Source organism: Candidatus Anaeroferrophillus wilburensis (assembly GCA_016934315.1).
GTDB lineage: Bacteria > Desulfobacterota > Anaeroferrophillalia > Anaeroferrophillales > Anaeroferrophillaceae > Anaeroferrophillus > Anaeroferrophillus wilburensis.
The window spans coordinates 1-9,778 of sequence record JAFGSY010000037.1 but is presented as its reverse complement, the minus strand read 5'-3'; the positions used below and the strand labels follow the sequence as shown (position 1 = coordinate 9,778).

Annotated in this window: 10 protein-coding genes and 1 pseudogene; 7 read left to right on the top strand and 4 right to left on the bottom strand. The window is 50.1% G+C overall.

Going from position 1 to position 9,778, the window contains the following annotated elements:
* Positions 1-126: 126 nt before the first annotated feature.
* The 3 genes from JXO50_09495 to JXO50_09485 all read right to left on the bottom strand — a co-directional run bounded on the left by JXO50_09495 (position 127) and on the right by JXO50_09485 (position 2,274).
* On the bottom strand, positions 127-414 hold the full coding sequence (locus JXO50_09495; protein ID MBN2333323.1) for a GIY-YIG nuclease family protein: 288 nt from the start codon (positions 412-414) through the stop codon (positions 127-129).
* A gap of 56 nt (positions 415-470) precedes the next feature.
* The gene (locus JXO50_09490; protein ID MBN2333322.1) at positions 471-1,112 is read right to left on the bottom strand and encodes an amidohydrolase family protein; all 642 of its coding nucleotides are present in this window, start codon (positions 1,110-1,112) and stop codon (positions 471-473) included.
* Between the two features lie 265 nt (positions 1,113-1,377).
* Positions 1,378-2,274, bottom strand: coding sequence for a MipA/OmpV family protein (locus JXO50_09485; GenBank protein ID MBN2333321.1), 897 nt, complete (start codon positions 2,272-2,274; stop codon positions 1,378-1,380).
* Positions 2,275-2,577: 303 nt separating this feature from the next.
* On the opposite strand from JXO50_09485, the gene JXO50_09480 reads away from it, so the two are divergent.
* Positions 2,578-3,210, top strand: coding sequence for a hypothetical protein (locus tag JXO50_09480; GenBank protein ID MBN2333320.1), 633 nt, complete (start codon positions 2,578-2,580; stop codon positions 3,208-3,210).
* Between the two features lie 98 nt (positions 3,211-3,308).
* On the opposite strand, the gene JXO50_09475 is transcribed toward JXO50_09480, so the two are convergent.
* Positions 3,309-4,712, bottom strand: a complete 1,404-nt coding sequence (locus JXO50_09475; protein ID MBN2333319.1) for an amidophosphoribosyltransferase — start codon at positions 4,710-4,712, stop codon at positions 3,309-3,311.
* A gap of 282 nt (positions 4,713-4,994) precedes the next feature.
* On the opposite strand from JXO50_09475, the gene JXO50_09470 reads away from it, so the two are divergent.
* The 6 genes and pseudogenes from JXO50_09470 (at position 4,995) to JXO50_09445 (ending at position 9,778) form a co-directional block, all read left to right on the top strand.
* Positions 4,995-5,462: a periplasmic heavy metal sensor gene (locus JXO50_09470; GenBank protein MBN2333318.1), complete on the top strand. Its 468-nt coding sequence runs from the start codon at positions 4,995-4,997 to the stop codon at positions 5,460-5,462.
* An 82-nt stretch (positions 5,463-5,544) separates the two neighbouring features.
* Positions 5,545-6,135: a sigma-70 family RNA polymerase sigma factor gene (locus tag JXO50_09465; protein MBN2333317.1), complete on the top strand. Its 591-nt coding sequence runs from the start codon at positions 5,545-5,547 to the stop codon at positions 6,133-6,135.
* Complete coding sequence (locus tag JXO50_09460) at positions 6,122-6,556, top strand: hypothetical protein (protein ID MBN2333316.1); 435 nt, start codon at positions 6,122-6,124, stop codon at positions 6,554-6,556. The genes JXO50_09465 and JXO50_09460 overlap by 14 nt, the downstream gene beginning before the upstream one ends.
* A complete protein-coding gene (locus JXO50_09455; protein MBN2333315.1) occupies positions 6,553-7,056 on the top strand; it encodes a periplasmic heavy metal sensor in 504 nt (167 codons plus the stop codon). The genes JXO50_09460 and JXO50_09455 overlap by 4 nt, the downstream gene beginning before the upstream one ends.
* A 341-nt stretch (positions 7,057-7,397) precedes the next feature.
* Entirely contained in the window at positions 7,398-8,609 is a 1,212-nt protein-coding gene (locus tag JXO50_09450) for an HDOD domain-containing protein (protein ID MBN2333314.1), read from the top strand.
* Positions 8,610-8,914: 305 nt separating this feature from the next.
* Positions 8,915-9,778, top strand: a pseudogene (locus JXO50_09445) (3-deoxy-7-phosphoheptulonate synthase).

The following is a 9,778-nucleotide window of genomic DNA, read 5'->3' as shown; positions in this document are numbered from 1 at the left end:
GTGACCCTTTGGCGCAGTTCCTCATAAGTGGGCTTTTCACTCATTTAACAATTCCCAAAGAGTCTTATATTGATTATGCTATATCGGCAATATCATAGAAAACTGTAGTCAATTGCTCCAAGACTGTCAGTACATGGGATTATTTTGGGCATGAGTCCTGCCTGTTTGTGTGATTGTAAGCAGTTTTATTTTTTGACTGCGCGTCATCCTTTTAAGTGCGATCTCCCGACGAGTGGCTTCACTGCGGTTACTTGCCCGTTCTTGGTAAACCAACTCGAGCGGGAGTCTTGCTCTGGTATACCTTGAGCCTTGGCCCCTGGCGTGGGTCTCTATTCTTTTATCAAGGTTGTTGGTGATCCCGGTATACAACGTGCCGTCATTGCAGCGGAGGATGTAGATAACCCAGAGTTTCAAAGGATACCTTACTAATAAATGCGGGGTGCAGGGTGAATAGCAATGGTATGTTCTTGCTATGACTTTATATCCCCTAGGTGGTGTATCTTCAGGTAATTATCCCGAAAAATTTTCTTTAATATCTCCTCATCTGGGATCATTGCCTTTACTGTGTCAATATATTCATGGATTAACTCAGGCCAGTCAATGGTGGCATCAGAACCAAAAAGGACATGGTCTGCATAGGTTTTGATGAAATTGCGATAATTATCGGGCGATTGTCGCATGAAAATCAGGAGTGAGGAAAAATCGGTATAACAGCCATCAAATTGTTCGAGGAGTTTGCTCATAATTTTGCGTGAAAAACCGAAATGGGGGAAAATAAACGGGTGTTCTTTGTAACTTGCCAGAATGTCCCTGACGAATCCTTCGTGTAACCGCAGATCAGCGTGAAAGATGACCGGCCACCGAAATTCCACCGCTTGTTCGATCATGTGCAAGGTTACCTTTTCGAAGTCATGAGACGATTTTCCAAACAGGTCTGTCCAGCCGGTCATCCCGTATGTTTTGTCTTCATCTGCTACATAGAGCAGCTTTAAACCGCGGAAACCGGCTGCTTTGAAACGGCTCAAATCAGCTTCGCTTTTGGTGATATAACGGCTGTCAAAATAAGGAAATATCTCAATCTCCGGAAAATGCTTTGCCGTTGGTAAAGCCATTCCCGAACTGTTTGAAAACAGCTGCCGGCCGATCTTTTCATGATAGGATCGGGGGATGAAATCAAAGCATTTTTTTGGTTCCGGAGGGTGATGGCCCATGATAATCAAAGCCACTCCTCTGAGGCCTTTTTCCCGCAGAGCCAAGAAACTGGAGCTCTTTCCCGTTGGTGAATCACGCCAGAGATAATGGACATGGGCATCGTAGATTTCCATAGTTTTTCAGCCTTCTATTTTGCCTGCCGGACAACCAATGAATAGGCAGGTTTCAATGCGCAAACTTATAGGCCAACCCTGCACTGAGCTGATATTGGTTCGCATTTTTCACCATCGGGCTGTCGGCGGCATCGCCGACCAAGCGATCATACCCCGTTCTTGCCTGAAGTTCCCAGTGCCGATTGAGTTTGTAGGCGGTTGTGAGCTGGAATCCAATTGATTTGAGCCCAGCATCGGCACGATACACGGGATAGCCGGATTGAACCGCCTGAAGAGGTGAAACGGCAAAATAGGTGTCCATATAATCGCTGCTGGCATAGGTTGTTTTAATTGTTGACTGCAATGTGATTTTTTTCGAGATTCGCAGATCATAACCAAGACCGGCATGGGCCTGAAAGCCGGTGTCTTCGCCGGTCACCTGGTGTTCATAGTGTACATCGAGAGTGAAATTTCCGATTGCCCGTTCAAAGAAAATATTGGCACTTGCGCCGCCATCAATATCTCCAAGACCTCTAAGGTGGTCTGCGTCGTCTTCATCCCTCCCGGAGATAGAACCGATCGAGAGGCCGAGTTTACAATCATCGCTCTTCCAGACAATGGCTCCCAAGCCTCGATACGAAGTTAAAAAAAACCTATCATGCCAGCTGATGCTGAAAAGAGGGGAACCATTAATTTCGTAGCTATCTGCTCCCTCATAGCAAGGGCTGTACCTTCCCAGCAGGCCGATGCCAAAAGCCCACTCTTTGTCATGATTATGCAGCGGACCTTGCTGTGTCAATGGCTCGGCAGTCGAAGCCGCTGCATAAAAGAAAAAAGTTACGATGGTACATAAAACTAGGAACAGGTTGGGAAGCATAGTGATCATACTTTCTGTTGCTGAAGACAGATGTTTTTTCAATGGCTTTTTGCAGATGTACTGATTTATGAGCGGTTTCTCAGCCACGCTCAAAGCAGTAATCCTCCAAAAGATTTTTAAAGCAGATAACGAGAGTTGTTTTTTTATGAATATGAGTTCATGATGGGCTATGTTTCCTGTATGACTCGACCTACGCAGGTGACCTTGGTGGCAGAGCTCCGTTATGCTGATTTTATACGCAGCTGGAGATTATCAGGAGAACAGCTAATTGTCAAAGTTTGATCTTGCAGGTAAAAGTGTGGAAGTAGAGGAACATCAAAACACCAGGCAGTTCTACTGCAACGTGAGTGGTTGGTAAAGATGACCGCTGACTCTCATTGTACGCTCCAAAATCTGATGAGGCATCTAGATGCTGTCTTTTCTCCGGCAGCAGCCAGATGCTATCGTCGCTTGCCCCTGATTCTGCTGCCCGAAGAATCTGTCAGCTTTCTTGATTATGATCCCCATCTGCTGGCTGCAGGCCCGGAAAGCCTTTCATTGCCGTTTGATGATTTTTTGCTTGGCTTTCCTTTCGGGGTGACCAAGGCGCTGCCGGGCCATACAGCGCGAGGCCGCCTCTGGATCAGGGCTAGAAGGTTGGCGTCGGTTGAGGCCGATGATCCGGCAACAATCATTTCGAGTGATGACCTGGAGGCAATCGCGATGCCGGATGACTGGCTGTTGCTGGAGGTCTGGGAGGAAAAAGCCTCAGGAAGATTGCCGCCATCTCCGGATTGCAGCCTGGTGCCGTTGGTACGTGAAGGCTACCAAGATGCACATCGTTACTGGCATATCTATTCTAATCCCGCATGCCGTCAGCAATTATTAGGTTCTTGGTGTAATGTTGCCGGTTGTGTGCGAACAGATTTTGTCCGTTCAACGTGTCAGGTGGCTGAGCTGTTTCGTGGTTTGCAGTGCCGTTTGCTAGTATTCTCACTGCTGTATTTAGCTGTAGGGAATATCTTTGGTAAATCGGACAGGGTGAGATGATGGAAACATAGCTGATGTTTTGGTGCTACCAACGATGCTATCTCCCTGTACCGCGCCTTCTTCGCCGGCTGCTGCGGAATTTTTCCATGGTATGTCCATTAATCATAACTGGAGCCGTCCCAGCAGTGGGTACAGAGCTGTTCCTTGGGCAGGCCGATGGCCTGCACCAAGTCATCGAGGCGTTGATATTTTAATGAGGTCAGGTGCAGCCGCTGCCTGATCAGTTCAATCATTGCCAGATTTTTTTCCGACCCGGCGGCAGCGTAGTCATCGAGATGCTTATCTTCCGCACCTTCCAGTTCTTTGATGACACTGCGTCCCACCAAATCGAGGGTTGATCGGGAGGCGGAGAAGTTCAGGTACTCGCAGGGAAAGATCAGGGTTGGACAGGATGGTCGCATATGAACTTCGCGGGCGCCGTAATCAAAAAGAATGTTGACGTTGTCCTTGAGTTGAGTGCCGCGCACAATCGAGTCATCGCAGAACAGCAGGCGCTTGCCGTCAATGAGCTTGCGTACTGGTATGAGCTTCATTCTGGCCACCAGATCCCGCAAAGATTGGTCCTGGGGCATGAAGCTGCGGGGCCAGGTGGGGGTGTATTTGACAAAAGGCCGCCGGAAGGGGATCTTCCTGGCATCGGCGTAGCCGATGGCAGGGCCGATGCCGGAGTCGGGGATGCCGGCCACCAGGTCAACGATGACATTATCGTTGCTGGCCAGGCAAGCACCGCAGTTATTCCTGACGCATTCCACGTTAATCCCTTCATATTCCGAAGCCGGATAGCCGAAATAGACCCAGAGAAAAGAGCATATCTGCATCTGCGGGCCCGGAGGCAGCAGCTGTTCCCAGCCGTCGGCAGTGATAAATACGGTTTCACCGGGGCCGAGAAAATGGTCGGTTTCAAAACCCAGGTTGGTAAATGCGCAGGATTCGGAACTGACGGCAATCGCATTCTCCCGGCGGCCGATGACCAGTGGTGTGCGTCCCAGCTTGTCGCGAGCGGCATAGATGCCTTTTTCGGTCAGCAACAGCATGGAACATGATCCCTTGATGGACCCCTGAGCATTGCGGATGCCGTCGGCAAAGCTATCCTCCTCACAGATCAGCTTGGCTGCCACCTCCGTTGGGTTCATGACGCCGTTGGTGGTGTCGGAAAAGTAATGCCGGTTGGCGAAAGCTTTGCGGACCAAGGCGTCAAGGTTATTGATCTTGCCGACGGTGGCAATCCCGAAGTTTCCCAGATGGGAGCCGATAATCAGCGGCTGGGGATCAGTGTCGCTGATGACCCCGATCCCTTTTCTGCCTTCAAAGGAAGTCAATTCTGACTCGAACTTGGTGCGGAAATAGTTGTTCTCGAGATTGTGGATAGAACGCTGAATGCCATGGGAGTTGCAGACGCTCATCCCGCCGCGTTTGGTCCCCAGGTGAGAGTGGTAATCGGTGCCGTAAAACAGTTCGGTTACACAATCTTCTTCAGAAGCCAGGCCAAACATGCCTCCCATGGTTGTCTCCTTCGTTGTCTGCGGCAATCAGTTGGTATGACTGCCGGAAAGCTAACGGCAGTTATGTAGGAAAAGGCTATGTCTGGGGGCCCCCCCGGCATGCCAGCCATGTGCTTTCATTAATCACAGTACGGATAAAGAGTCAACTCCCCTGTTGTGGTTTCGTTTGTTCTTGTCCTGCAGGATAGAAACGCAGGTTTTTCCCACCTCATTCGTATAACGGCTATAAGAAGCATACTTTGCAAGGTATCCAAACCCTAGAGTCATCTGAAGGAGTCTGCCATGTCTAAAATTAGTTCATCATTATTTGTAATTCTCATGCTGATTGTTGGCCTTGGTGTCGGATCATCCTATGCCATGAAGGGAACCGGCCGTCCTTCCTGTGATGTCCGTGCTGACGGTAAGCAGCATCTGCTGCAGCAGATGCCGGCGGAGAAGGAGATGCTGTATCATCAAGTCATGCGTGATGCGCGTGAAAAATCCTTGCCCCTGCGGGAACAGATTGAGGCGCAGCGCCAGGAGATGAAAGAGATTATGATCGCTGTGCAGTTTGACGAAGTCCGGTGGCAGACGGCGGCGGCAAAGGTAAGAGCCTTGCACCAGCAGCAGCACGAGATTATGCAGGAGGCGGTCGTCAGTCTTGCCCGGCAGTTCACTGCCGAGGAGCGGCAGATACTGGTTCAGCTGTGTGAGCATCGTTTTCAGGGCTTTGCCGGCGGTCATCGCCGCAGTTATAAGAAGAAGATCTAACGACAACGGGCGGCGGCATCCAGGTTGCTGATCAAGGTGCCGCCGCTATTTCTTCCTGTAATGCCAAGGATTTTGATAGACGATGACTTCTCCCAGTACAGCTCTGGATTTGCTGGCTGATCCTGATTTGATTATCCGGATTGCTGCAGGGGATCACCAGGCTTTTACGATGCTGGTCAACCGGCACGCTGAGCATTACTACCGTCTTGCCTGGCGTCTGCTCCACCATGGGGAAAATGCGGCGGATATTGTTCAGGAAGCATTTTTGCGTTTGTGGCAGCATCCTGAACGTTATGACGGGCATCGGGGGAGTAGTTTCACCACCTGGTTTTACCGGGTGGTGGTCAACCTCTGCATTGATCAGCAGCGAAAAAAAAAGCCGGAAGCTCTGGAGGAAAGTTATCAACCAATTGCCGCCGGTGTCAACCCTGAGAAGCTGGTGGCGGAGCGTCAGTGCCATGATTGCCTGGCGATGATGATCCAGACGTTGCCAGTCCGACAGAAAGCGGCCATGACCCTTTGTTTTTACGAAGAATTGAGTAATCAGGAGGCCGCTGATATTATGGGAATATCATTGAAAGCCCTTCAGTCTTTGCTGGTCCGGGCAAAAAACGCATTGAGACAACAGTATGTAGCGCCAGAAGGAGGTATGGGAGACCATGATGAATGCTGAAGAGTTTAAACGACAGCTGCTGATCAATGGTGCCGATTTCGGCCGTTGGCCTGCCGGTCAACGGTGGGCTGCCGAGCAGTTGTTACAGCACAACCCGGAGCTGCAGGTACTGGTTGCCGCTGAACAGCGGTTTGAAACAGCATTGCATGCCCTGCCGGGGGCACCGCCGCCGCCGGCACACTTTACGGCGGATATTCTTGCAGTGTCCCGGCAGCAGGGGGTGCCAAAACCAGAAACGATCGCCATGCTCATCGGCCGGTTGTTTGCCGATTTTCATCTGCCGGCACCAGGTTTTGCCATGGCCCTTGTGCTGTTGATGGGGATGTTCATCGGTTTTTCCTTGTCGCCACCAACTGCAGATTCTGTGCCGGTGAACAACAGTCTGCAGGCATCCCTTGATTACCAGGGGGAGATATTATGACGAAAAAAATAAAACTTTTGCTGCTGCTGTCCCTGCTGGGGAATGTGTTTCTGGGTGGTCTGATTATCGGCCGGTGGAGCCACCGGTCACTGCCGGCTGCATTTTTCGGTCCGCGCCGGTTTGCTGATGTTGGCGAACAATTTCCCGCTGCCAGCCGGGAGTTGGTTCTTGCCACCCTTGAGAAGGTGCATCAGCAGAACCGGCCGCTCCATCAGGAGATGCGAGCCGCCAGGGAAGCGGCGATCGTCGTTTTGACGGCGCCGGAGTTTGAGGAGCAGGAGTATCGCCGGCTGGCCGGCAGTCTCCAGTCTCTCCGCGGCCGGCTGATGAACCGGCTGGTTGAGGCAACCATCCAGTTGGCCAACCAGCTGGACCAAGATGATCGTCGGCTCTTGGCGGAACTTGTCCGCCGGCCGCCATATCCGCCGGGTAGAAAGTATGGCGGCTATGCTAACCGGTGGATGACTGATCACCCGGTACCGGCCAATGATGGTCGATGACCCTCAGGGATCGCGATAGCCTGCGCTATTGCAGGGATTCTGTAGAGCAGGCTCACTCCTGAGGCGTTACACCCTGAAACGTTCAAGCGGTTCTTATGGCTGAAGAGATTACTCTGTCAGGAGTTGATGCGGGTCCATCATGGTTTGAAGGGATGTTTTTTTTGCGTCGGCGATCGACTGAGGCTGTTTCCCCTAGAGGAAACAGCCTTTTTAATAAGTAACTATAAAGTTTTTTGGTTGAGAATCGATAAGGAAAGGGACTGCCGTTGAGGTGGGTCTGTGCATATGCAATTATTTCTATATTGCCATTATCTGTAGTAATATTTGAGTTCTTGTTGCCAATGAATACCTACGTTGCCAGACAGCCTATTTTCGATCAGCAGAAGAACATTTATGCGTATGAACTGCTGTTTCGTGATGGTACGGCGAACTTTGCCCAGGATATTGATGGTGATGAGGCTACGGCAACCGTACTGCAGAATAGCATCATTACCATTGGTATGGATGAGATTGCCGGCGGAAAAAAATCGTTTATCAACTTCACCCAGAATCTGCTGGTTAAAAAAATTCCTCTCCTATTGGCCAGAGAAAATATTGTTGTTGAGATTCTCGAAGATGTCAGCCCGGAGCCGGCGCTTTTGGCTGCCTGCCAAGAAATTGCCCAAAAAGGGTTTGTTATTGCCCTGGATGACTTTTGCTATTCGCCTGAGATGGAACCCCTTATTGACCTAGCGGATATTATCAAATTTGATTTTCGAGCCAGTTCGGTGGCGGAGATTCGTTCCTATATTGATCAGCTGGCGGGGAAAAACCTGCGTTTTTTAGCTGAAAAAGTAGAAACCAACGCTGAATTTCAGCAAGCGCTCGACCTAGGTTTTGAACTTTTTCAAGGATATTTTTTCTGTAAACCGGAAATTCTTCAGGGAAAAGAGATCCCTTCATCCCATATTATCCAGCTACAAATTATGGCTGAAATGAATAGAGAGGATGTTGATTTCAGTGAACTGGAAACACTCATTTCCCGCGATGTGGGGATTTCCTATAAGTTGTTGCGCTATATTAATTCGCCGTTTTTTGCCAAGCCGAGCAAAATATCCGCCATCAAACAGGCGCTGGTTTATATGGGGATTGCTGAAATGAGACGCTTTATGTCCTTGATGACGATCACCAAACTGGCTGAGGGCAAGCCGCACGAACTGGTGCGGTTGTCCTGCATCAGGGGAAAGTTTTGTGAATTGATGAGCCGGGTGACGCAAAAGCCGGTCAAACCAGCCGAGCTTTTTACGGTGGGCATGTTTTCCCTGATCGATGCCATTATCGATCAGCCAATGGAAAAAATCATGGCCAAGTTGCCGTTTCCGCCAAACATGGTGGCCGCTCTGGTGGGAAAAAAAGGGTTGCTGGCCGGATTCCTGATGCTCAGCATTGCCTACGAGCAAGGGAGATGGTCATCGGTAACAAACATTGCCAGTCGCCTGGGAGTTGAAGAATCCGCCTTGCCTGCACTGTATTCTGAAGCCTGCCAATGGAGCAATTCAGTGGCTGAAACCTAATCCCCTTTTCAGTTTTTTCTTGACTTCCCCGACAGCTTCCGTGATAGAACGCGAAGAATAATACCTCATGTGTCACTAAAGGTGTCTTGTGAACCTCATCAATCAACGCTCCTGGCTTAATCTGCAGGGCAACTTCATATTTACCACCTCTCCTTCCTGACCCCCCCCATTGCAGGGTAGGCCGTCTTTTTTATTTCTCTAACACAACATTATTTCCTTTTGCCGAAGTTGAGCGCCTCGGGCAGCTTTTTTTGCGTTGAGGCGGGCTTTAGGGTTTTGGCAAAACTACGTGGAGAGGTGAACTCATGAGTGTTACGAATATATGCCGTTTCCCATCCGTTGAGGAAATTTTATCAAGCTTACACTACCGAAGCACCTGGCGGCCGTAAAAAAGAGTCGAGACCAGGAGCTTAAGCGCATTTTCACCCGGGATGATCCGCGATTCATGCTCATTATTGGTCCCTGCTCAGCCCATAATGAAGAGGCAGTCTGTACCTATGTCAGCCGTTTAGCCCGGTTGCAGGATCAGGTTGCCGACGTGCTGCTGCTCATTCCGCGGATTTATACTAATAAACCCCGGACCACCGGCAAAGGCTACAAAGGGATGCTGCACCAGCCGGACCACTTGAAGAAAACCGATATAGCCAAGGGTTTGCAGGCAATCAGGCAGATGCACATTAGGGCGCTGGAAGAATCGCATCTGAGTGCCGTTGATGAAATGCTTTATCCTGGGAACTATCCCTATCTTGCTGATCTGCTTTCGTATGTAGCGGTGGGGGCGCGGTCAGTGGAAAATCAGTAGCACCGGCTTACGGTCAGTGGACTTGATGTTCCGGTAGGGATGAAAAATCCAACCTCGGGTGACCTTAAGGTAATGCTTGATTCAGTTTTTGCCGCCCAGATTTTCCATCGCTTTATCTACAATGGCTGGGAGGTTTCCACCAGCGGCAACGGTCTGGCTCATGCGGTTATCAGGGGCTCTGTTGATCGAGCTGGGAACCATCTGCCCAACTACCACTATGAGGATCTGATGCGGTTGGCAGCCATTTATGAGGAACGAAAGCTTGAGAATCCGACCATTATTGGTTGTGTCAATAATCTTTCGCTTTTTTCTTGGCAGTACCCTGAGGTTGCTGTTTATGTGTCAGGTATGGATCAGGATGTCTGTT